Consider the following 22,488-nt stretch of genomic DNA (forward strand, 5'->3'; position numbering starts at 1 on the left):
GCTTGTCACTGCACAACTTTTTTGATTGAATTAAATCCTTACACCTTGTTGTCTGGAGTATCGCATGCCGCTGCTGCGTTCTTTTCGCCTTGCAAAACTAACCCAGGTGTTGTCTTTGGCTCTGTTGAGCTGTGCTCTGGCCGTGCCTGCAGCACAGGCTGCGCCTAAAAAAGACGCTAAAAAGCCCGTTGCGGCTGCCCCTGCTTCCGCCAAAAAAGCAGCTAAAGAACCCGCAGGCAAAGCCCGTGCGGCTGCTGAGCCTAAAGCCAAGGGTGCCAAAGTCGCCAAGGGTAAGCAAGACAAGGCTGAAGCCAAGGTTGCCGGTAAAAAAGGCAGCAAGGCTGCTGTCGTTGCTAAGGCTGAAAAGCCAGAAAAAGCCTCGGGCAAGAAGCGCCTGGCCAAGGCTGGTGCAGCCAGCGCAGCGGTGGCTGCAGCAGCCGTTGCTACGTCTGTAGAGCCAGCTCGCCAGTCCTATGGCCAGATGGCAGGTCTGCACTCGGTGTCTGATCCGCTGGATCTGCAAAGCAGTGTGGCTTATGTGATCGACCAGGACACGCATGAGGTTCTGCTCAGCAAGAACGATCAGGCTGTGCTGCCGATTGCCTCGCTGACCAAGCTCATGACCGGTCTGCTGGTGTCTCAGGCTCGCTTGCCCATGGATGAGATGATCACCATCACGCAAGACGATGTGGATACCGAAAAGCACAGCAGCTCGCGTCTGCGCGTGGGTACGACCTTGACGCGCTCCGAGATGATGCACCTGGCACTGATGTCCAGCGAGAACCGTGCAGCCCATGCACTGGGTCGAACCTATCCCGGTGGTCTGGGGCAGTTTGTGCAGCAGATGAATTCCAAGGCTTTGCAGCTGGGCATGAAGGACACGCGCTATGTGGAGCCCACAGGGCTGTCCAGCAGCAATCAGTCCAGCGCACGGGATCTGGCCCGTCTGGTCGCTGTCGCACACGCAGACCCTTTGATGCGCGAGTACTCGACATCGCATGGCTACGAAGTGGCGGTGGGGCGTCGCACTTTGCAGTTCAACAACACCAACCGTCTGGTCAAGAGCGACAACTGGGATATCGGTCTGCAAAAGACCGGCTATATCTCTGAAGCTGGTCGCTGCCTGGTGATGCAGGCTCAGGTTTCAGGCCGCAAACTGATCATGGTGTTCCTGGATTCAGCTGGTAAGTTCAGCCGTCTGGCCGATGCCGAGCGAGTACGTCACTGGATTGAAGCCATGCCCAGTGCAAGCAACTCTATTGGACAGCGTATTCGCGGGTAACCGTCCTGAATAAGCATCTGGCCTTTGAACGAGGCCACAAAAAAGCGCTACTCAAGGTAGCGCTTTTTTATTGCTGTTTGATAAGAAAATCAGGCTCTAGCGCTTGCAGGGGTTGCGCTGACAGCTCATAAATATGAAGCAGAAGTATTAGCCCTGCTGGTGGCTGCGGCTGTAAGTATCAGCTGCGGGTTGGGTGTTTGGCTTGCGTGCACTGGCGCAGCCAAGCGCGGAAGAAATCTCCTGCACAGTCGCCTGCAGTCTCGGTGCCCAGCTTTCATCCAAGCGATCTGCGGGGGCTGAGATAGACAGGCCGGCAATCAGCTTGCCTTGGTCGTCATAAATACCGGCTGCCATGCAGCGCACGCCCAGCTCCAGCTCTTCGTTGTCGCGCGCAATGCCGTACTGGCGCACTTTGGCCAGTTCATGCTCCAGCTCACCCAGTTGGGTAATGCTGAAGTGGGTCTTGCCGGGTAGGCCTGTGCGTGTGGCATAGGCGCGCACTTGCTGGGAGTCATCGGCGGCCAGAAACAGCTTGCCGTTGGAGGTTAAATGCAGCGGCGCATGACCGCCAATGGCCCGTACTACCTGCATGCCGGAGCGCTCGCTGTACGCGCGCTCCACATATACGATTTCATCGCCCTGGCGCACAGACAGGCTGATGGGCTGCTGAATCTGCTTGTAGAGTTGGCGCATGGGCGTCAGCGCTACCTCGCGCACATTCAGGCGGGCCTTGACCAGATTGCCAAGCTCCAGAAAACGCATGCCCAGGCGATAGCTGCCGGATTCGGGGCGATCCACAAAGCGGCCCAGAGCCAGGTCGTTGAGGATGCGGTGCGTTGTCGAGGGGTGCAGGCCTGTGCGTTCGCTGATCTCCTTCAAAGAAACCGCTTCCTCACGCGATGCCAGCACGTCGATTAACGTGAACATGCGTTCCAGAACCTGGACGCTGGGCTTTGCGGAGGCCGATAGGTCGTCTTTTTTCATGCGTTGGAGATACTTTGCGGGATGAAGGCATTCTAGCGGTGCTATAGCCGCGCAGGCATGTCATCTGCTATATATCCATGTGCTGAGTTTTTCAGCAACATCAATCAATTTGTGAGCGCGTAATGCTTTGCCTGTCAACGCGGCGCCATTGTTCACCCTGACGAATTTCATGCGGCAAAAAGCTGGCTTTGTAGCGCATCTTCTGGCTGTCCGAGATCCAGTAGCCAAGGTATACATAAGGCAGGCCCATGGCCTTGGCTTGCTGAATTTGCCACAGCACATTGAAGGTGCCGTAGCTGGCGTGATCTTCCGGGTCATAGAAGGTGTAGACCGCAGACAGGCCGTCTTCCAGTACATCGAGAATCGAGAGCATCTTGAGCACGCCGGGTGCCCCAGTGTCGGTCGGCTCCCGAAACTCTACCAAGCGAGAGTTGACGCGGCTTTGCAGCAAAAACTGTGTGTACTGGTCGACACTGTCGTTGTCCATGCCGCCGCCGCTGTGGCGGTGCTGCTGGTATCGTAAATAAAGCTGGTAGTGCTCGTCAGAGTAGTGCAGCCGCTGTATGGAAGTGATCAGCTGACCGTGCTGATTGGCCGAGCGCCGCTGGCTGCGGTTGGGGCGAAATTCATTGCTGATGATGCGCAGCGGAATGCAGGCCTGGCAGCCGTCGCAATAAGGGCGGTATGTGAACATGCCGCTGCGACGAAACCCCATGGTGACCAGCTCTGAGTAAACCGCATTCTGGATTTGATGGCTGGGGGTTGCGACCTGAGAACGGGCCAGTCGCCCCGGCAGATAGCTGCAGGGGTAGGCTGCCGTGGCATAAAACTGCAGGGCATGTAGCGGTAGGTCGTTCGGGTGCGTCATGATCAGGCCGGTGCTGCAGATGCGGTGCGTCAAACTTCAGGGGGTGCTCAGCAATTGATCCCAGTATAGGGGGGCAAATTGCCAGCGCATATCAGGCAACTGAGCTTGCGCTCTGACAGTCTGCGCAAATTGCTCTCTGGGGATTTCGCGACCGCCCATGAATGACAGGTGGGCAGTGGCTTGCTGGCAGTCAATTTGTGGAACCTGATGGGCGCGGCATAGTGCCACCAGCGCAGACAGGGCAATCTTTGATGCATCGGTTTGCAGCGCAAACATGGATTCGCCAAACACCGCCTTGCCCAGTGCCACGCAGTAAAGGCCGCCCACAAGCTTGCCATCCACCCAGGTCTCTACGCTGTGCGCTGCGCCTTGCTGGTGCAGCTCTGTATAGGCATCGATGATGCTTTGAACAATCCAGGTACCGTTTTGCCCATCGCGCGGGGCTTGGGCGCAGTGCTGCATCACTGTTGAGAAGGCGCTGTCGATGCGAATCTCGCAGTCGGGGGTGTCGCGAAATTTTTGTAGCGTCTTGCGCAGACTGCGGCGGAGCCGGAACTCGTCAGGGTGCAGAGTCATGCGCGGGTTGGGGGACCACCAGAGCACCGGTTGTCCGTCGCTGAACCAGGGGAAAATTCCCTGGCTGTAGGCAGCACGCAGGTGTGCTGCATCCAGTGAGCTGCCTGCTGCCAGTAGTCCGGGAATCGGATCCTGCTCGCCCCAAGTCTGATTGATCGGTGGAAATTCTTGTTCAGGCTGCAGCCAAGGCAGGGAATGCGTCATTTGCCGATGGGGTTGATGGAGAGTCTTTAGTCTTGCACAGACTTGGCGCATTTTGTGAATATGCGCTGAATTGGGTGGCTGCTGGCTGACTGCTTGGTGTGCGGACTTAACTTGCTTATTTTTCAGCAGCAACAAAAAAGGCTTCCATCAGGAAGCCTTTTTGTTGAGGTAGCAGCTGCAAGAGCTGCTGCCGCATTACACGCGCTTGCGGTATTCGCCGGTGCGGGTGTCGATTTCGATCTTGTCTTCTTGAGACACGAACAAAGGCACAGCCACTTCGAAGCCGGTAGCGATCTTGGCGGGCTTCAGAACCTTACCGGATGTGTCGCCCTTGACGGCTGGCTCAGTCCAGGTGATTTCGCGCACGATGGTGGTGGGCAGTTCGACCGAGATAGCCTTGCCGTCATAGAACACCACTTCGGCAGTCATGCCGTCTTCCAGGTAGTTCAGAGCGTCAGCCATGTTTTCGGCTTCGACTTCGTACTGGTTGAACTCTTCGTCCATCCACACATACATGGGGTCGGCGAAGTAGGAGTAGGTGCACTCCTTCTTGTCCAGGATCACGTTGTCGATCTTGTCGTCGGCCTTGAACACGTTTTCAGTGCCGAAGTTGCCGATCAGGCTCTTGAGCTTCATGCGCACGGTAGCAGCGCCACGGCCGCCACGAGCGTATTCGGTCTTCAGAACGATCATGGGGTCCTTGCCGAACATGATCACATTGCCTGCGCGGATTTCTTGAGCGATTTTCATGGCTTGCTTGCGTTTGAAAGGTTGGAGCCGCTCTACACGGCAGGCAAGCTGTTCGCAATGGTTGCTGAGTCAGCAACGCATCAATAGTGCGGCGGCGGGGCCTGCCGCGTGTACCGCGGCGGGGCGCGACCCTGATAAGCAAGATCGCTCGGCGGGCCGGGTACGCTTGCCCTCAGAGAGGCAAAACGTGGATTTTATCTTTTTTCGGCGACAAAAGCTTGAAGCTGCTCAATCAAGTCAGTCTGAAGCGCTAATTTTTCTCGTGCAGCCCTTACGCACAAGGCCCATTCAGCCAACATTTCACGGCTCAGTAAAGGCAATGCTTGCGGTACGGTCATGCCATTCCAGGCGTGGTGAAAGCGCACAAGGCTTTCGGGTGCGTTCAGCCATTCAAGAAAGGCGTTGAGCTTGTCGTGGTGGGCATTGTCATGCTGCGGATAGATATGCCAGACAAAAGGCTGACCCGCCCAGATGGCGCGAACCAGAGAGTCTTCACCGCGCACCAGATTCAGGTCGCAGGCCCAGAGCATTTCATCAAACTGAGGCTGCGGGCAGGGTTGCAGATATTGCATGTTCAATAGCTGCGCGGCTGGCAGTGCTTGGACAGCTGCCGTAGCGCGGCCGGGGGTGACCAGCAGTCTGGCGTTGAGTGTGGGCATTTGCTCAAGCAACTGTGGCAGGGCTGTTGGCTCATAGCAAAACAGCGAAACAGCGTATTCATCGGCTTGAACGCCTTGCGCAGCACGCCAGTGCAGGCGCTCACCTGCAAAACGACTCTGGCGCTGGCTCAAGTTCAGCTCTCGCACCAGTGCGCCTGTGGCGCTGGTAAAGCCGGGGTAAAAAAACCAGCGAGTCAGCCCTGCTGCCGGGCCAGACATGATGCGCGACGGCAGGCGGTGGCAGCGTTCTACGTAATCTTCAGCAGACAGGTATTCGAGATTGATCCAGGCTGGAGGCTGGCATTGCTCTGCCTTGCGTGCAATGGCGGCGACAAACGGCAGGGGAATCTCGCAGCCAAAGGCTTCAACAACCACATCACCGATCACGGCGGGGATGTCGGCCGTCAGAGCAGGCCATGCATGGGCGCTCAAACCCTGTGGCCATGGCTGCGGGGCCATCCACTGCAAGGCGCTGGCATCGTCCATCCACAGGCGTACTTGCTGGCCGCGTGCAACCAGTTCTGCTGCAGTGCGCCAGCACACGCCCACATCGCCAAAGTTATCAATGACCTGGCAAAAAATATCCCAGGTCAGAGATGGGTGTTGGGTCGTGACATTCGATTCGGGCAGCGGTAAAAAATCCAGCATGGCTTCTAGTCTTTATGAGTTTCTTCAGGCTGGCACAGGTGCTCGGCCAGCAATTGCGCTACAGGGGAGAGGGCGTCTTGTGAGCGCACGCAAAGCATCAACTGGCGCTCGGCCCAGCTTTCATCCAGCCGGATGCAGCGCAGCGGCAGCGTACCCATGTAAATACGTGCGCTGCCCTCGGGCAGGATGCCGATGCCCAGGCCTGATGCCACCATAAGGCACAGCGCGTCATAGCCCGTTACCTTCATGCGCAGGCGTGGCTGCAAGCCTTGGTCTGCGGCTGCGCGGGTAATGAGATGGTTGAGAGCGCTGTCGGCGTGCATGCCAATCAGGTCATGCTTTACGACTTGTTCCAGTCGCAGGCTGCGCTTGCGCGCTAGCGGATGGGATTGCGGCATGACGACGGCCAGCCGGTCGCGCCGGTAGGGGCGCAGGCTGATTTTATTGCCGTAGCTGCCGTTGTTCAGCAGGCCTATATCGGCCTCGTTATCTGCCACGGCGCGCGCAATATCGGTGCTCACGCGCTCTTGAAGGCGCACATCTACATGTGGGTGCTGGCTTAAAAAACGCTGCAACTGCGCTGGCAGAAACTGGGTGATGCTGGAGATATTGGCCATCACCCGCACATGGCCGCGCAGGCCTTCTTGGCCGCCTTGCGCATAGTCCTTCATCTGTGTGGCGATGCCATCCATGTTATTGAGCACGCCGCGTGCCATGTTCAGCAGCGCATAGGCGGCCGCCGTAGGCACGCTGCCGCGGTTGCTGCGGGTAAAGAGTTCTACCTGCAGCTGATCTTCCAGCTCTGCCAGGCGGCGGCTGGCAGCAGACGGTGCAATGTGCTCGCGTGCAGCGGCGCGGGCGATGGCGTTTTCTTCCATCACGGCAACAAACAGGCTCAGGGTGGTTGGGTCCAGTTTCATGAGGCGGCCATTATCTCAGCTATGCCCAAATGCGATGGCAGCTTCGCATATCAGCGTTTTGCCGGAACTGTTCTAAAGGGCAAGATGATTCAAAAGCCGCTCTGGGCAACGCAAAGCGGCATAGCAAGAGACAAACAATGACAATGATGAATATCAAAGACCCTGCCACGCAAACCGCCACGCCGCGTGCGCTTGAGGGCGTAAAGGTCGTGGAAATGGGGCAACTGATTGCCGGCCCGTTCTGCGGCAAGACGCTGGGTGAATTTGGCGCTGACGTGATCAAGATCGAGGCCCCCGGCGCGGGCGACCCGCTGCGCAACTGGCGCCTGATTAAAGAAGGTACATCGGTCTGGTGGCAGGTGCAGTCGCGTAACAAGCGATCTGTCGCGCTGGATTTGCGCCAGAAAGAAGCGCAGGACGTGGCCCGCAAATTGATTGCCGAGGCCGATGTGCTGGTCGAGAACTTCCGCCCCGGCACGCTGGAGGGTTGGGGTATGTCGCCCGAAGAGCTGCATGCCATCAACCCCGGGTTGGTGATTCTGCGCATCTCGGGCTACGGCCAGACCGGCCCCTACCGTGATCTGCCGGGTTTTGGCGTGATTGGTGAGGCCATGGGCGGCCTGCGCCACCTGACGGCTGAGCCGGGTCGCGTGCCGGTGCGCGTGGGTGTCTCGATTGGAGACACGCTGGCGGCTTTGCACGGTGTGGTGGGCGTGATGATGGCCTTGTACCACCGCAAGGTGAATGGCGGCCCCGGCCAGGTGATTGATGTGGCCCTGCATGAGGCCGTGTTCAACATCATGGAAAGTCTGCTGCCCGAATACAGCGCCTTTGGCGCGGTACGAGAGGCGGCCGGAAGCGCGCTGCCGGGCATTGCTCCGTCCAATGCCTACCCTTGCCAGGACGGTTGGGTCCTGGTGGCCGGCAATGGCGACTCCATCTTCAAGCGGCTGATGGTGGCGATTGACCGCCAGGACTTGGCTGATGCGCCAGATTTGGCCGACAACGCGGGCCGCGTGGCCCGTGTGGCAGAGATCGATGGCGCGATCGGCGACTGGACGCGAGTCCGCACCGTGCAGGCTGTGATGGAAGAGCTGGGCAATGCCCGCGTGCCCGCAGGCAAGGTCTACACCGCCAAAGATATTGCGGAAGACCCCCACTACCATGCCCGCGAGATGATCTTGACTCAGCGTACACGCGACGGTTTTGATGTGAAAGTGCCCGGCGTGGTGCCCAAGCTCTCGCTGACGCCCGGCACCGTGCGCCGCAGTGCGCCGCATGTGGGTGACGACACCGACGCCGTGTTAGCCGAAGTGGGCCTGAGCGCCGAGCAGATTGCGCAACTGCGCGCCAAGGGGATCATTCAATGAACAGCTTGAATGTCTGGAATGGTGCGGGTCGCCGTATCTATATCAACGAAGTCGGTACGCGTGATGGCTTGCAGATGGAGGCCGCGTTTGTACCGACTGAGGACAAGATTGCGCTGGTCAATGCGCTGTCGCAAGCCGGGCTGTCCAAAATTGAAGTCACGGCTTTTGTTTCGCCCAAGGCCATCCCCGCGCTGCGCGATGGCGAGATTGTGATGCGCGAGATCGCGCGCCATTCGGGCACTATCTATACGGCGTTGGTGCCCAATGTACGCGGCGCGGAGCGCGCCATTGATGCGCATACCGATGAGTTGAATTTGGTGATGTCCGTCAGCGAGACGCATAACCTCTGCAATCTGCGCATGCAGCGCAGTCAGTCGTTTGAAGCGCTCCAACAGGTCATCGCCGTGGCGCAGCAGGCGGCAACGCCCGTCAATGTATCGCTGTCTTGCTGCTTTGGTTGCCCTATGGAGGGTGATGTGCCTGAGGCCGAAGTGCTGAGCTGGGTGCAGCGCTTTGCGGATCTGGGTGTGCAGGGCATCACCCTGTGCGACACCACGGGCATGGCCTACCCGAGTCAGGTGCATGCCATGGTGCAGACCTTCAAAGCACGCTGGCCGCAGCTGGGTGTGACGCTGCACTTTCACAACACGCGCGGCATGGCGCTTGCAAACGTGCTGGCTTCTATTGATGCCGGTGCTGACAGGTTTGATGCATCCATTGGCGGGCTGGGCGGCTGCCCTTATGCGCCCGGTGCTTCGGGTAATGCCTGTACTGAAGAGATCGTGCATGCCCTGCAGCTCATGGGCTATGACACCGGTACAGACCTGGCGCAGGTCGTGGCGGCGGCACGGGCCTTGCCCGCGCTGATCGGGCATGAGACACCCAGCCAGATCGTCAAAGCTGGCACGCGCGGGGATTTGCACCAGCTACCCGCAGATTTTGCAGACATCAAAGAGCGTGCTCTGGCCAAGGTCTGAGTCTGCGCAGATGCCATACCGTGCCAGTTCTTTCGGGGGAAAGGGCTGGCGCTGTCAGATATACCAACAAGGAGACAACATGACATTTCAACGTCAACGCCTATCTTTCGTGCTTGCTGCGGCGGCTGCTGCAGTAGTGCTGACTGCCGCGCCAGCCATGGCGCAGGGCGCATACCCCAGCAAGTCCGTGCTGCTGATCGTTCCCACTGCCGCAGGCGGAACGACTGACCTTTCCGGTCGCATGGCAGCGCAGGCACTGGCCCCGGTGCTTGGCCAGTCGGTGGTGGTGGATAACAAAGGTGGTGGCAACGGTGCCATTGCCGCCAATCTGGTCAAGCGTGCCGATGCCGATGGCTACACGCTGCTGATGCAGTACTCGGGTTATCACGTCATCTCGCCCCATCTGGTCAAGGCCAAGAGCTGGGAGCAGGGCGACTTTGTGCCTGTGGCCAATGTGCTGTCCGCACCGCAGATCATTGTGGTACGCGCTGATTTGCCAGTGAAAACGCTGGCCGAGCTGGTCAGTTATGCCAAGGCCGATCCCGGCAAGCTCAATTACGCTTCGTCGGGCAATGGTTCGCTGCAGCATGTGACGGGAGCCATGCTGGAGCAGCAGGCCGGTGCCAAGATGGTGCACGTGCCGTACAAGGGGACAGGCCCGGCGCTGCAGGATTTGCTGGGTGGTCAGGTGGATCTGACTTTTGGCACCGCGCCGCCCTTTATGCCCCATGTGCAAAGCGGCAAGCTGCGTGTGCTGGCGGTGACGGGCAAGCAGCGTCTGCCCAGTTTGCCTACAGTGCCGACCACGGCTGAGGCGGGTTATGCCGGCGTCAACGCCACATCGTGGTTTGCCATTTTTGCGCCCAAGGCCACGCCCCAGCCTGTGATTGACAAGCTGACCGCAGACATCAAAAAAGTAGTGGAAGACCCCGCTTTTAAGAAAAAAGCCGAAGAGCAGGGCGCCCGCGCTGACTATATGAACCCGCAGCAGCTGGGTGCCATGGTCAAGACCGAATACGCCAACTGGGCACAGGTGGTGAAGTCTTCCAAAATCGAAGCGGAATAAGTCGCTGCTTCAGCGGTAACGCACATTCGAGGCCTGATTCGTCAGGCCTTTTTTAATGAAATAAGGCTGTGGCGCTTATAAATAAGGCGCTAGCAGCTATCAAAAGCATAGTTTTTGTTTTGATGAAATTTGGCAGGCAAAGCGCATGAAAATAGCGCTTATGTCTTCCACGCACTCCGCTGAACTGCTGGCCCAGGTGGCTGCGCTGCCGCCACTGCCCGGTGTCTATCGCTATTTCGACGCTGCAGATGTCCTGCTCTATGTGGGCAAGGCCATCAACCTCAAGCGCCGCGTCTCTAGCTATTTCCAAAAAGACCATGGCGGCACGCGTATAGGCCATATGGTCAGCAAGATTGTGCGCATGGAGACAACGGTGGTGCGCTCTGAGGCAGAGGCGTTGCTGCTGGAAAACAACCTCATCAAGACGCTGCACCCCAAGTACAACATCCTGTTCAGGGATGACAAAAGCTACCCCTATCTCAAGATCACCGGTGTGGCGCATCGAGACGGTAAAGAGGGCGAGCCGGCGTTTCAGGAATTCCCCCGCATCGCCTACTACCGCGGTGCAGTGGACAAAAAACACCGCTACTTTGGCCCTTACCCCAGTGCCTGGGCTGTCAAAGAAAGCATTCAGCTGCTGCAAAAAGTCTTTCGCCTGCGCACCTGCGAAGACACGGTTTATGCCAATCGCACGCGGCCTTGCCTGCTTTATCAAATCAAGCGCTGCAGCGGTCCCTGCGTGGATTTGATCTCGCCCGAAGCCTATGCGCTCGATGTGCGTAATGCTGAAGCCATGCTGCGCGGCGAAACCAGTGAGCTGCTCAAACAGCTGGAAGTGCGCATGATGACCCACTCCGACCAGCTGGAGTTCGAGCAGGCCGCCGAAGTGCGCAACCAGATCACGGCGCTATCACGCGTGCTGCACCAGCAGGTGATTGAAACGGCAGACGATAAGGATGTGGACATACTCGCGGTGAAGGTCCAGGGCGGCCGCGCCTGCGTCAACCTCGCCATGGTGCGCGGCGGGCGGCATCTGGGCGATCGGCCTTACTTTCCTGTCAATCTGGGTGATGCCACCTCGGTCTACTTCAGCGAGGAAGAGGCTGATGTCGCTGGGCAAGAGCGCCCTGTGGAAGAGCTGGTGCTGGAAGCCTTTATTGCGCAGCACTATGTAGATGTTGCCGTGCCGCCCACCCTCATCGTCAGCCACTTTGTAGAGAAAAAACTGATTAGTCTACTGACTGAGCAGACAGGCGTGCGCATCACAGTGGTGCAGCAGCCGCGCGAGCAGCGTCGTATCTGGCTGGAGATGGCGCAAAAAAATGCGGATATTCAGCTGGCGCGTTTGCTGGCTGAGGAAGGCTCGCAACAGGCCCGCACGCGTGCACTGGTCGAAGCGCTGGATCTGCCGGTCGAGAACCTTGATACGTTGACCATTGAATGCTTTGACATCTCGCACACCAGCGGCGAAAGCACCAAGGCTTCATGCGTAGTGTTTCATCACCACAAGATGCAGAGCAGCGAATACCGCCGATTCAATATTGAAGGCATTACCGGTGGCGACGACTATGCGGCCATGCGCCAGGTGTTGACGCGCCGCTACAAGCCTGTGGCCGATGCGCAGCGCGAAGCGGGCGGTGCCGAGCTGACCGGCAAGCAGCCGCATCTGCCTGATCTGGTGCTGGTCGATGGGGGCAAGGGCCAGGTCAGCATGGCGCGCGAAGTGTTTACCGATCTGGGGCTTGATCTGTCACGCATCGTGGGCGTGGAAAAAGGCGAGGGCCGCAAGGTCGGTCTGGAAGAGTTGGTGTTTGCCGATGGGCGCGATAAGGTCTACCTGGGTCACGACTCTGCCGCGCTGATGCTGGTGGCGCAGATTCGGGACGAAGCCCACCGCTTTGCCATCACCGGCATGCGCGCGGCGCGAGCCAAAGTGCGCACGGGCTCCAGCAGTCTGGAAGAAATTCCGGGCGTGGGTCCTAAAAAACGTGCGCGTCTGTTGCAGCGTTTTGGCGGCGTGCGTGGCGTGGGCGACGCGAGTGTGGAAGATCTCATGACGGTTGAAGGCATATCTGCCACATTGGCCGAAGAAATTTACCGCGCGCTGCACTGAGTGACAGCAGTGCATGTAGCGGGATATGCCGCTGTGCGCTGCTGCGCGTGACACAATGGCGCTCATGTTCTTGACCATCCCAACCTTGCTGACCTGTACGCGGATAGTGGCGATTCCGCTCATCGTCGGGGTGTTTTATGCGCCGCTGGATATGCAGACTCGCAACCTCATTGCGACCATCATGTTCATCGTGTTTGCTGCCACCGACTGGTTTGATGGCTATCTGGCCCGCAAGCTCAATCAGACATCGGCCTTTGGTGCATTTCTTGACCCGGTGGCCGACAAATTTCTGGTCTGCGCAGCCCTGCTGGTGCTGGTTCATCTGCAGCGCACCGACGTGTTTGTCGCGCTGATCATCATCGGCCGTGAAATAGCGATCTCTGCGCTGCGCGAATGGATGGCGCATCTGGGTGCCAGCAAGAGTGTTGCGGTTCATATGATCGGCAAGCTCAAGACCATGGCGCAGATGGTTGCCATTCCCTTTCTTCTCTACGACGGCGTAGCCTTTGGCGTGATGGATACAGGCGTCTGGGGGCAGTGGCTGATCTGGATTGCCGCGGTCCTCACCGTATGGTCCATGGTTTATTACCTGAAAAAAGCATTGCCAGAAATCAGAGCCAGACTCTGATCCTCGACTCTAACCACCTCAAAGCGCTTGTTTATCAAGCGCTTTTTGCTATCTATTTCGTAGTTTTAGATGTGCTTGATGTGATTTGATGATCGAAATCAGATAGTTGCAGGGCTGCAGGCTTTGCGGCTTGTTGTCAATCGGTGAAGCCGACACGAAACTATCGTTTAAAAAAGCTGCCCCGAATGCCAGAGCCGGCTCAAAAACCGCATAGAATCTGGTCCTGTCGCTGGAATGCGCAGCGCGAACTGACATCAAGAACGTCAGCCACTTCAAATAAAAATGGGTGCAAAAATACTCAAAACTGAAGTGCTGAATTTTGTCCTCATCGCGACTGGTTTCTTACTGTGCAAAGTTTGCGCTAAAAGAGACATTCCATTTACTGATTTCTCGAGAGGCATCTTGTGAATAAAACCGAACTGATTGAGCACATCGCTAACAACGCCGATATTTCCAAGGCAGCCGCAGCGCGCGCATTGGACTCTACGATCGACGCAGTGAAGAAAACACTGAAAAAAGGTGGTACAGTATCGCTTGTTGGTTTTGGAACATTTGCGGTTGGCAAACGAGCTGCACGCACCGGTCGTAATCCACGTACTGGCGAGTCCATCAAAATCAAAGCGGCCAAAGTGCCAAAATTCCGTCCGGGCAAAGCATTGAAAGATGCTCTGAACTGACAAAAAAGTTTAAGTGGGTCCTTAGCTCAGTTGGTAGAGCGGCTCCTTTACACGGAGTAGGTCGGCGGTTCGAGACCGTCAGGACCCACCACTTAAAAGTAAAAAAGGGCTTAGAGCAATCTAAGCCCTTTTTCTTTGCCTGTTTACCTTTGAAGGATACTGTCATAGGTAATCCTTACCAACCAAGCGCGCCGATCAGCGGGTAGATCGTGCGCAGGCCATTGGGTAGATTCTTGAATTCTGCATCGAGTTTGCTGGCAGGCTAAACCACCGTTGCACTGAACGATTCGGGTCGACGCGCAAGCAGATGAGATAGTCGTTGAAGACCTGCCTGTAAGCGTTCACGGTCCTTGATGCTGCCCAAAGAGATGCGAATCGCATTCACGGATCCGCTTCCGGATCCGTTATCGGTGGCGAATGCCTCTGCAGGCGTGATAGCGATGCCCTCGCGGTCGGCTGCACGCGCAAGCTGTGATGAGTTCCAATACCCCGGCAACTCGAGCCATACATGCAGGCCGTCTCCAGCGCCGCTGTATCGACCCGCCAGAATATCCCTTGCCATCCAGTGGCGCAGTCGCGCCTCCTTGCGTATGCCCTCCATTAATCTGGCGGCCGAGCCGTCGAGGATCCACTGCGTGGCCAGTGCGGCTGTCAGCGGAGCAGTCATCAGTGCAAAGGATCTGAGTGCAGCCAGAAAACGTTCGCGCTCGTGCGGGTCACGTATGAGTACGAACGCGACACGCAGGCCGGGCGTCAGACATTTCGACAGGGTGGAGACGTAGCTCACCTGTTCCGGGGCAAACGCGGCAATAGGTGGCGGCGGAGCATCGGCAAGCAACCAGTAGGGATCGTCCTCAATGATGCGTACATTGCAGCGCTTCGCGATACTGGCGAGCTCCTTGCGTCGTCGTTGCGGAATGGTGATGGCGGTCGGGTTCTGCAATGTCGGATTAAGGTAGAGCAGCCCAGGCTTGTGCTGGCAGCACGCTTGGTTCAGCATCTTGGGAATCATCCCGTGCTTATCCGCTTCCACTGCAATGATGCGTCGGCCCAACTGGGTCGCTGCGACACGCAAGCCGGGATAACTGGTTGGCTCTGCCAGGATCATATCGCCAGGCTGCGTCAGTGCAAGAATCAGCGCGGCGATCGCGGCTTGTGCGCCTGGGCAGACAACAACTTGCTCTGAATCCAGAACTCCAAACATCGGTTCAAGCCATTGGGCTCCAGCCTTGCGGTCAGAGTTGCTTCCCCCGCCCAGGTGGTAAGTCATCAGCAATTCAGCATCTGTCCTCATTAAGACTTGAGACAAGCCTTGTTTCAACATGTCGTCGAAGTCCACGCCATTCGGCGGTGGTGGGGTATTCATGCTCAGATCGAGGATGGAGGTCAATTCGACTTTCGGCGCTGCGACATAAGTGCCCCGGGCGCCGCGCCCCTCCAGTAAGTGGCGGCGTCTGGCCTCATCGTACGCGCGCGTGATCGTCGTCAGATCGACATCCAGTTGTGCTGCCAACCGGCGCTGAGGAGGTAGGCGGTCACCCGGGTTCAACGACCCGTCTGCCACTGCCGCCTGCAACGCATCCGCGATCTGTAAAAAACGGGGACCGCCCTGTGCGGTCAAACGCGGCAGCCAGATTGGCAAATCTTCATCTTGTATGGGTTTTGACTGGGACAATTTGTCTCAATGTATGGAAATTGCTTTTAAGTAGTATGTCCCTGAACGTTCAGCAGCACACATCCTTGTGTAGTAGTCGCTGACGTTTTCGTCTATCTTGTCTCGGAGGTAGTGCTCCTCACGATAGACAGTGTCAAGTCACAGGCTGGAAATTTTCAAATGATCGATTGGATCCCCGTAGTTTTCGTTGTGTTTAAGGTTCTCATATTCGGCGCGTGCATGTTCTTCGCCATCAAGTGGCATTACGACCAAGGCAAGAAGGGGATGGACAAGCGCGCGCTGCTACGCACGGGTGCCAAGCTGGTTGCCATTTTCCTGTTGGCACTCTTGGCAGTGCTGCTTTTCACCTTTGGTCTTGCCAAGATGCTCGGGATGGACTTGAGTCTCCCATGATGACAAAGGTTGACTTGCAGATTTCCAGAAGTGAGTGTTTCTTGACGGGTGCTGGCTGGTTTGCAGCTTTTTCATCTCGCCAGCCCCCATGCAGCGCGTCCACCCGCGCGTACTTGGTGATCGTCGTTCAGCTCATCCATCGCCTTGATGTTGCGGTTGTCTGAGCTGACTTCCACACCCTATATTGGTCATGAAGCAGTCATCTGATGCCGTAAGACTTGGCAGAAAAGGGGCTGCTATGACATATCTTGTGATCGCGATTGGGGTGTTTGCTGTTCTGGTTGTTCGCTCTGCCGTGCAGGACATGGCAGATGCAGACATAGAGACCTAGGCCGCCGCTTAGCAGTCCTACAGCACGGGTCGATGCACCAGCACCGGTACTTTGCTGTTGACCAGAACGCGCTGAGTTTCGCTGCCCAGCAGAATGCCGGCGATGCCCTTGCGTCCGTGAGAGGCCATGCAGATCAGATCGCACTGGCTGTCTTGCGCCTCCTGCACGATCGCCTGGTTGACGGAAATATTCATCACCCGCGCCGTCTTGCATTCCACGCCTTCGGCTTTGGCAATGTCGACTGCAAACTGCAGCACCTTGTCGGCGTCCTTCTGGGTGCTTTTCTCGAACTCTGCAGCGTTGTATGTCATTAACGCATCGGCGCTATAGATCATGGCGGAGTAGTCAGGCATCACGTACAGCGCCGTCACCTGGGCACCTTGCTCCTTGGCCAACTGGATGCCTGAGCGCACAGCAGCCTCAGAGAGTTTTGATCCGTCTGTAGGAATAAGAATGTGCTTGAACATATCCAGCCTCCTTGTGCGATGAAACAAAGCGATTGCTGAGCCCATGGTCACACCCCGGCGCAGCGAATGCAACACCTCATCGCGCGCATTTTTGCGGGTTTAAATGGACATCCAAACCCACTCACTCAAGTAAAAAACAGCCTCTAGCCCTTATTAAATAAGCGCTGACAGCTATTAAAAGTAGATTATTTGAGCGCTATGTACCACTGGTCGGGAATAGCTGCTGTGGCCTTCTGCTCATACAACCAGGTGCTGGCATCTGCGTTGCATGTCAGATGCCCTGCGCGACGGTTAGCGTAAAGCGCGCGCTTTCTCCGCGCTGGGCGGCTTCGGGCGTCAGGCTGATAAGCACTCGGTAGTTTGCATCTGGCTCTGTGCGAAAGCTGCAGGTGTTTTGGGTGGCGGAGCTTTGGCACAGCGGTTTGGCAGAGCCGTCCTTGAAGACATTGATGCGGCTGCTGGGGTTGTTGGTGTTGAGCTGGATGGTCAGTTGCTGGTGCGGCCGAGTATCCAGCCCGTATTGCACGATGCCATTGCCAGTGATCTGGCCGCTGTAGCTGCTCGTGGGCGTGCCAAGTGTGCTGTAGTTGGAGTGCGCCTGTGCCATGGCGGCGTTGCCAAGCAGTGGGCTGATAAGGCCGAGGAGGCCGGCGGTTGCAAGCATCGGTTGGAAGTGAATCGACCAGCATTTCCTAGATAGCTGCCAGCCTCACGAAATTACGTCTCTCGTACTCTATGGGAGACAGGCCATCCGCAGACGAATGTCTGCGGATGGGGTTGTAGAACATTTCAATGTAGCTAAAGACATCGCTGCGTGCTTCTTGCCTAGTGGCATAGATTTGCCTGCGGATGCGCTCCCGTTTCAACAACTGGAAGAAGCTTTCGGCCACGGCGTTGTCATGACAGTTGCCTCGTCTGCTCATGCTTGGCTGCAGGTTGTGGCTAGCCAAGAATCGTTGCCACTCATGGCTTGTAAATTGACACCCTTGGTCAGAATGAACGATGACTGTCTCACGTGGCCGTCTGCGCCAGACGGCCATATGCAAGGCATCCAGAGGCAATTGAGTGTCGATGCGGCTACCTGTGGCCCAACCAACGACTTGGCGTGAGAACAAGTCAAGCACCGTTGCCAGATACAACCACCCCTCATGGGTGCTGATGTAGGTGATGTCAGTGACCCACACTTTGTTTGGCGCATGCACGGTGAACTGCTGCGACAGCAAATTGGCTGCCACGACTGCTGGAGTGCCTCCACGAACACGAGGACGCCTGCCGTAGCCTCGCTGCGCCTTTAAACCTTCGCAGCGCAGCAGCCTTGCCACTCGATGTCTGCTGCATGCCTCGCCCAAGTCACGCATGTCCAGTGTTAGTTTGCGGTAGCCATATACACAGCCGCTCTCCAGCCAAGCATGCCTGAGAAGTCCCAGCAGACGTTGGTCATCGAGTGCACGCTGACTCTGTGGTCGTGCTTTCCACGCGTAGTAGCCACTGGGGTGTAACTGCAACACCCGGCACATGCGCAGCACACTGTAAATCGACTGATGCTTGGCAATGAAGGCGTACTTCAGTCGCACTGACGAGCGAAGTACGCCGCCGCTTTTTTTAGAATGTCACGCTCCTCAGTCACTCGCTTGAGCTCGGCTTTTACTCGCCGTAGCTCTTCGCTTTGATTGACTTTCTCCAGGCGCTGCACAGCAGGGATTTGCTGCAAGCGAACCCATTTGTACAAGCTATGCGTGCTCACGCCTAAACGGCGTGAAACATCGGCAACGCTGTGGCCGTGTTCCAAGATTTGCTTAGCGGCCTCAATTCTGAATTCTTCTGGGTAGCGTTGTGCGTTCATATGGACTACTATTTGAACGGAAATAGGAGGCTTTGAACTATCTACAAAATGCTGGTCGATTCATGCGCGTGTGCGCGAAATCACCATCTAGAGCCTGCTACATCCTCAAAGGAGTCAAAGTTGCACCAAGTGGGTGAGTTTGGTTAGCGTTCTCCGCAAGGTGTTGATTTGTAAAAATCTTATAAATTTTTATTCTGAGTAGCTCGGCGGTTCGAGATCGTCAAGACTCACCACTAAAGCGCAAAAAAGGGCTTAGAGTTTTCTAAGCCTTTTGCGTTTGGCGCTTGCATTCGTGCCCTTGGGTGCTGGTTGAGGGTATTTCTGCGCACGATGCACTTGCACGACTGCAGCAATTGAAAAGTGCGCAGTTAGAATGAGTGAGATTAGCCTAACCCTGTTGGTGGAGGTTGGATGGCAGTTCTGTAGTGCTTCAATGCCCTGTAGAGGCCCGGTCGGTGGCGCACTCGGGTCGCACGGCTTTCACCATTGTTAATGAGGCGAACGTAAGTTCGCCTTTATTTTTGCTGCCGCAGAAAGATTGACCATGTTCGAATCCATCCGCAAGCATTCCAAGTTCATCATGATCTTGTTGTTCTTGCTGATTATTCCCTCTTTCATTTTTGTCGGGGTCAATCAGAACTACTTCACCGAATCCAGCCAGGCTGTGGCTCGTGTGGATGGTCATGACATTACCCAGCAAGATTGGGACAACGCTCACCGGGCTGAAAGTGATCGACTGCGTGCGCAGAATCCGACCATGGATGCCAAATTGCTTGATTCGCCAGAGGCCCGCTATGCGACGCTGGAGAAGCTGGTGCGCGATCGCGTGTTGGCGGCTGCAGCCAACAAGATGCACTTGACCACCCCGGATGCCCAATTGGTGCGTACCTTGCGTGAGATTCCTGCGATTGCCGCTTTGCAAAAGCCCGATGGCTCTCTCGATGCAGAAGCCTATAAGGCTTTGGTAGGCTCGCAAGGCATGACCCCTGAAGGCTTTGAGGCGAACCTGCGCCGTGAGCTGGCTCTCAACCAGGTGCTGGGCGGCGTGACGTCGAGCAGCTTTGCGACGGATGCGCAGCTTCAGCAAGCGATGAATGCGCTGTATCAGCGTCGCGAAATTCAGGTGGCGCGCTTTGATGCTGCCGCCTATGCGAGCAAGGTGCAGCCGACTGAAGCTGAACTCAAGGCGTTCTATGACGCACACACAAGCCAGTTCAAGCAAGCAGAAGCAGCCACTGTGGAATACCTGCAGCTGGATCTGGCTGCCGTGCAGCAAGGCATTGTTCTCAGCGAAGACGATCTGCGTACCTATTACAAGGAAAACGCAGCGCGTCTGGCCGGTCCTGAAGAGCGCCGTGCTAGCCACATCTTGATCAATGCCAGCAAGGATATGCCTGCTGCTGAGCGTGAAAAAGCGAAAGCCAAGGCTGCAGAATTGCTGGCCGAAGTGCGCAAAGACCCCAAGAGCTTTGCACAGCTTGCAAAGGCCAACTCGCAGGATCCAGGCTCGGCAGCCAGTGGTGGTGATCTGGGTTACTTTGGTCGCGACGCGATGGTCAAGCCGTTTGAGGAAGCCGTCTTCAAGATGAAGGAAGGCGAAATCAGCGATGTGATTGAGTCTGACTTTGGCTTTCACATCATCCTGCTGACAGGCATCAAGCAGCCCAAGGTGCCATCGTTTGAAGAAATGCGCCCCAAGCTGGAAGCAGATCTCAAACAGCAGCAGGCGCAGCGCAAGTTTGCAGAAGCTGCTGAAGCCTTCACCAATGGTGTCTATGAGCAGTCTGACAGCCTCAAGCCTGTGGCTGAGAAATTCAAGCTGACCATTCATAAGGCGGAAAATGTGACGCGCGAGCCTGCCCCTGGCGCACAAGGCCCCTTGGGCAGCAAGCGTTTCCTGGAAGCACTGTTCTCTGCCGACTCTCTGGAAAACAAGCGCAATACCGATGCTGTGGAGTTGGCTCCAAGCACTCTGGTTGCCGGTCGTGTGCTGAGCTATTCCCCTGCGCATACCCAATCTATGGATGAAGTGGGTGAAAAGCTCAAGCAGCTCTATGTGGCTCATCAGTCTGCAGAGCTGGCCAAGCAGGATGCCAAGGCCAAGATGGCGGAGTGGAAAACCAAGCCTGAAACGGCTCAACTTCCTGCTGCGGTAGAAGTGGGTCGCGATCAGGCCAAGGACCTGCCCCGCGAAGTGCTGGATGCAGCGCTGCGTGCCCCAACCAATGCTTTGCCTGCGTGGGAAGGTGTTGATCTGGGTAATGCTGGCTACGCCGTCATCAAGATCAATCGCATTGCCGAGCGCCCAGCCCAAGATGCTCAGGTGGTCGAGCAGCAGAAGTCGCAGTTCACGCAGTGGGCTTCCGTGGCGGAAGTCATGGCCTACTATGAACAGTTGAAGAAGGACTTCAAGGTTCAGATCAAGGTGCCGCGTCCACAGTAAGGCAGATAAATCAGGTTTGAATTATTTCGGACCTGATTTCTGGATTACAATAGATGCTTCTACGGTGGCTGTAGCTCAGTTGGTAGAGTCCAGGATTGTGATTCCTGTTGTCGTGGGTTCGAGCCCCATCAGCCACCCCAAGATTTCTCTTTAAGATTAAAAGCTTAGCTTTTAACTAACCCTTCTGGGAAAAAGCTGAGAGAAATGAAAAAAGGCGCAGCGGCCTGATGTAGAATAGAAAGCTGATATGGCGGACATAGCTCAGTTGGTAGAGCCCCGGATTGTGATTCCGGTTGTCGTGGGTTCGAGCCCCATTGTTCGCCCCAAATAATAAAGCCCTGCAAGAAATTCTTGCAGGGCTTTTTCTTTTGCTGGGCTGATGGAGGTTACGCGACGCACAGGAAAATATTTTGAGAAGTTGGGGTGCTTGAGGTTGTGAGCTGCTCAAACTTGTCCAATTCAACGTTGTTGTGCGCGCCATCCAGCCAAAGGGTATGAGTCCGCGTAAACATGTCCACGCTGTGACCCATCTGGCCAGCGGCGTAGCCAGTCAGTTGGCCGGTCATCAAACGCATAGACGCGGTGGAATGACGCAGTTGATATGGACGGCGATGGCGGATACCTAACCTGCGCAATGTGGGGGGGCGATACGAACGGCGGAAATCTCGTTCATCATCCCAAGGTTTGTTGGAGTAATCCCAAGCGTTAGGTGCTTCTTTGGTAGAGGCGCTGGAGCAGGCCAAGGCAGGCTTGCCTGCGGAAGGGCCAGTAGAAGCAGGCTGGCCGCTGTGGACATTCTTCGCGCTGACTCGTTGTTTACCCCGCAAGCTGCTACGGCAGGCAGTGCTGCAGAGGTGGTGCACCCGTGGCTATCTGTGGATCGTGCGCACGGGGAAGGTGACTTTGTGTCTTTGATCTTGCCGCGTTATGAGCAGATAAAGGCTGCTTTGGCGCGGTTTTCCCAAAAAGGCGAAAGAGCATGCTTTATTTGAAATGTACGGCGGATGTACAAAAAACAATCGGTCTGCACAAAAGCCAACTTTCGCCTATTGAGTCATCAGAGGCCCCGTTGGGGTGTTGGATGGTCAACCGTTTTATGGTGGAGCGCAGGAAGGCTTATGTTTTCATGAGCGAATCCACACTGGTGCCTTTTATTTTGTTGAGCGGCCAGGTTCCTATGACACCGCAGCGCTTGCCAGACATGCTGATTGAAGGGCTAGTGCAACTGCTGCAGTTGCGGGGCTTGCCTGGTGACGCCATCGCACGAGCAATTGATCCTTACGTTGAATTTCGCTACGCCAAAAATGACAACCGTGCAGCCATGGGTTGTATGAATGATTTGGTGGGGCGCTATCAGTCCGTGATTGATTACATGGGCGGGCTTGCACGCTGTGACCTGACAGAAATCATCTTCAAGATGAATAACACGCCGCAGCGAACCATTGGCTGGGCCTATTCTTGGGACGTGGCCGAGAGCAAGTTGCGTGCTTTGTGTGAAGGGACGCATGCTTCTGAACTAAGTGGGTAGAGCCTGGGCTAACTGGGTAGTCTTGGGTTTGGCCCATGGAATCAGCCACTTAGACCAATTTGGCGCGGCGGTCAGATATTTGGGCT

The 22,488-nt window shown here is 56.5% G+C and carries 21 protein-coding genes and 3 tRNA genes; 14 read left to right on the forward strand and 10 right to left on the reverse strand.

Annotated elements, in window-relative coordinates:
• The first annotated feature begins 64 nt into the window (after positions 1-64).
• Positions 65-1,282: a D-alanyl-D-alanine endopeptidase gene (pbpG, locus tag RSF91_RS00700; RefSeq protein WP_332566613.1), complete on the forward strand. Its 1,218-nt coding sequence runs from the start codon at positions 65-67 to the stop codon at positions 1,280-1,282.
• A gap of 147 nt (positions 1,283-1,429) precedes the next feature.
• Here pbpG and RSF91_RS00705 read toward each other — a convergent pair whose 3' ends face one another.
• The 6 genes from RSF91_RS00705 to RSF91_RS00730 form a co-directional block, all read right to left on the reverse strand.
• Positions 1,430-2,266: an IclR family transcriptional regulator gene (locus tag RSF91_RS00705; protein WP_332566614.1), complete on the reverse strand. Its 837-nt coding sequence runs from the start codon at positions 2,264-2,266 to the stop codon at positions 1,430-1,432.
• Positions 2,267-2,366: 100 nt separating this feature from the next.
• Complete coding sequence (locus RSF91_RS00710; protein WP_332566615.1) at positions 2,367-3,134, reverse strand: arginyltransferase; 768 nt, start codon at positions 3,132-3,134, stop codon at positions 2,367-2,369.
• A 36-nt stretch (positions 3,135-3,170) separates the two neighbouring features.
• Positions 3,171-3,914 (reverse strand): leucyl/phenylalanyl-tRNA--protein transferase, encoded by a 744-nt coding sequence (gene aat / locus RSF91_RS00715; protein ID WP_332566616.1) that lies wholly within the window; start codon positions 3,912-3,914, stop codon positions 3,171-3,173.
• 195 nt (positions 3,915-4,109) lie between these two features.
• Positions 4,110-4,664, reverse strand: a complete 555-nt coding sequence (efp, locus tag RSF91_RS00720) for an elongation factor P (protein ID WP_332566617.1) — start codon at positions 4,662-4,664, stop codon at positions 4,110-4,112.
• Between the two features lie 194 nt (positions 4,665-4,858).
• A complete protein-coding gene (gene earP / locus RSF91_RS00725) occupies positions 4,859-5,971 on the reverse strand; it encodes an elongation factor P maturation arginine rhamnosyltransferase EarP (protein ID WP_332566618.1) in 1,113 nt (370 codons plus the stop codon).
• Positions 5,972-5,976: 5 nt separating this feature from the next.
• Positions 5,977-6,891: a LysR family transcriptional regulator gene (locus RSF91_RS00730; RefSeq protein ID WP_332566619.1), complete on the reverse strand. Its 915-nt coding sequence runs from the start codon at positions 6,889-6,891 to the stop codon at positions 5,977-5,979.
• A 137-nt stretch (positions 6,892-7,028) separates the two neighbouring features.
• Between RSF91_RS00730 and RSF91_RS00735 the strand changes: the two genes are divergently transcribed.
• The 7 genes from RSF91_RS00735 to RSF91_RS00765 all read left to right on the forward strand — a co-directional run bounded on the left by RSF91_RS00735 (position 7,029) and on the right by RSF91_RS00765 (position 13,813).
• The gene (locus tag RSF91_RS00735; RefSeq protein WP_332566620.1) at positions 7,029-8,261 is read left to right on the forward strand and encodes a CaiB/BaiF CoA transferase family protein; all 1,233 of its coding nucleotides are present in this window, start codon (positions 7,029-7,031) and stop codon (positions 8,259-8,261) included.
• Entirely contained in the window at positions 8,258-9,238 is a 981-nt protein-coding gene (locus RSF91_RS00740) for a hydroxymethylglutaryl-CoA lyase (RefSeq protein ID WP_332566621.1), read from the forward strand. The genes RSF91_RS00735 and RSF91_RS00740 overlap by 4 nt, the downstream gene beginning before the upstream one ends.
• 79 nt (positions 9,239-9,317) lie before the next feature.
• Positions 9,318-10,304, forward strand: a complete 987-nt coding sequence (locus tag RSF91_RS00745; protein WP_332566622.1) for a Bug family tripartite tricarboxylate transporter substrate binding protein — start codon at positions 9,318-9,320, stop codon at positions 10,302-10,304.
• Positions 10,305-10,464: 160 nt separating this feature from the next.
• The gene (gene uvrC, locus RSF91_RS00750; protein WP_332566623.1) at positions 10,465-12,417 is read left to right on the forward strand and encodes an excinuclease ABC subunit UvrC; all 1,953 of its coding nucleotides are present in this window, start codon (positions 10,465-10,467) and stop codon (positions 12,415-12,417) included.
• 64 nt (positions 12,418-12,481) lie between these two features.
• Entirely contained in the window at positions 12,482-13,045 is a 564-nt protein-coding gene (gene pgsA / locus RSF91_RS00755; RefSeq protein WP_332566624.1) for a CDP-diacylglycerol--glycerol-3-phosphate 3-phosphatidyltransferase, read from the forward strand.
• Positions 13,046-13,449: 404 nt separating this feature from the next.
• A complete protein-coding gene (locus tag RSF91_RS00760; RefSeq protein ID WP_099737394.1) occupies positions 13,450-13,722 on the forward strand; it encodes an HU family DNA-binding protein in 273 nt (90 codons plus the stop codon).
• A gap of 15 nt (positions 13,723-13,737) precedes the next feature.
• Positions 13,738-13,813: transfer RNA gene (locus RSF91_RS00765), tRNA-Val, on the forward strand.
• A 171-nt stretch (positions 13,814-13,984) separates the two neighbouring features.
• Here the strand turns inward: RSF91_RS00765 and RSF91_RS00770 are convergent.
• Positions 13,985-15,379 carry an aminotransferase-like domain-containing protein gene (locus RSF91_RS00770; RefSeq protein ID WP_332566806.1) on the reverse strand — a complete coding sequence of 465 codons (1,395 nt, stop codon included), beginning with the start codon at positions 15,377-15,379 and terminating at the stop codon, positions 13,985-13,987.
• 177 nt (positions 15,380-15,556) lie between these two features.
• Here RSF91_RS00770 and RSF91_RS00775 point away from each other — a divergent pair, with 177 nt between their 5' ends.
• Positions 15,557-15,790 (forward strand): hypothetical protein, encoded by a 234-nt coding sequence (locus tag RSF91_RS00775; RefSeq protein ID WP_332566625.1) that lies wholly within the window; start codon positions 15,557-15,559, stop codon positions 15,788-15,790.
• A 348-nt stretch (positions 15,791-16,138) separates the two neighbouring features.
• Here the strand turns inward: RSF91_RS00775 and RSF91_RS00780 are convergent, their stop codons facing one another.
• The 3 genes from RSF91_RS00780 to RSF91_RS00790 form a co-directional block, all read right to left on the reverse strand.
• Positions 16,139-16,588: a universal stress protein gene (locus RSF91_RS00780; protein ID WP_332566626.1), complete on the reverse strand. Its 450-nt coding sequence runs from the start codon at positions 16,586-16,588 to the stop codon at positions 16,139-16,141.
• Between the two features lie 271 nt (positions 16,589-16,859).
• Complete coding sequence (locus RSF91_RS00785; RefSeq protein WP_332566627.1) at positions 16,860-17,252, reverse strand: DNA breaking-rejoining protein; 393 nt, start codon at positions 17,250-17,252, stop codon at positions 16,860-16,862.
• Between the two features lie 28 nt (positions 17,253-17,280).
• Positions 17,281-18,431, reverse strand: a protein-coding gene (locus RSF91_RS00790) for an IS3 family transposase (RefSeq protein WP_332566628.1) whose coding sequence is annotated in 2 segments (ribosomal slippage) — positions 17,281-18,182 and positions 18,182-18,431 — 1,152 coding nt in all. Because the reading frame shifts where the segments join, the coding sequence is not laid out codon by codon here.
• 544 nt (positions 18,432-18,975) lie between these two features.
• Between RSF91_RS00790 and RSF91_RS00795 the strand changes: the two genes are divergently transcribed.
• The 5 genes from RSF91_RS00795 (at position 18,976) to RSF91_RS00815 (ending at position 22,402) form a co-directional block, all read left to right on the forward strand.
• Positions 18,976-20,874 (forward strand): SurA N-terminal domain-containing protein, encoded by a 1,899-nt coding sequence (locus RSF91_RS00795; protein WP_332566629.1) that lies wholly within the window; start codon positions 18,976-18,978, stop codon positions 20,872-20,874.
• 64 nt (positions 20,875-20,938) lie between these two features.
• Positions 20,939-21,014 (forward strand) — tRNA-His (locus RSF91_RS00800).
• 110 nt (positions 21,015-21,124) lie between these two features.
• Positions 21,125-21,200, forward strand: a tRNA-His gene (locus RSF91_RS00805).
• A gap of 168 nt (positions 21,201-21,368) precedes the next feature.
• On the forward strand, positions 21,369-21,500 hold the full coding sequence (locus tag RSF91_RS00810) for a hypothetical protein (protein WP_332566630.1): 132 nt from the start codon (positions 21,369-21,371) through the stop codon (positions 21,498-21,500).
• Positions 21,501-21,853: 353 nt separating this feature from the next.
• Positions 21,854-22,402, forward strand: a complete 549-nt coding sequence (locus tag RSF91_RS00815) for a DUF6933 domain-containing protein (protein ID WP_332566631.1) — start codon at positions 21,854-21,856, stop codon at positions 22,400-22,402.
• Positions 22,403-22,488 lie beyond the last annotated feature (86 nt).

Origin of the sequence: Comamonas sp., assembly GCF_036643215.1 — a bacterium.
In the GTDB taxonomy this organism is placed as follows: domain Bacteria; phylum Pseudomonadota; class Gammaproteobacteria; order Burkholderiales; family Burkholderiaceae_C; genus Comamonas.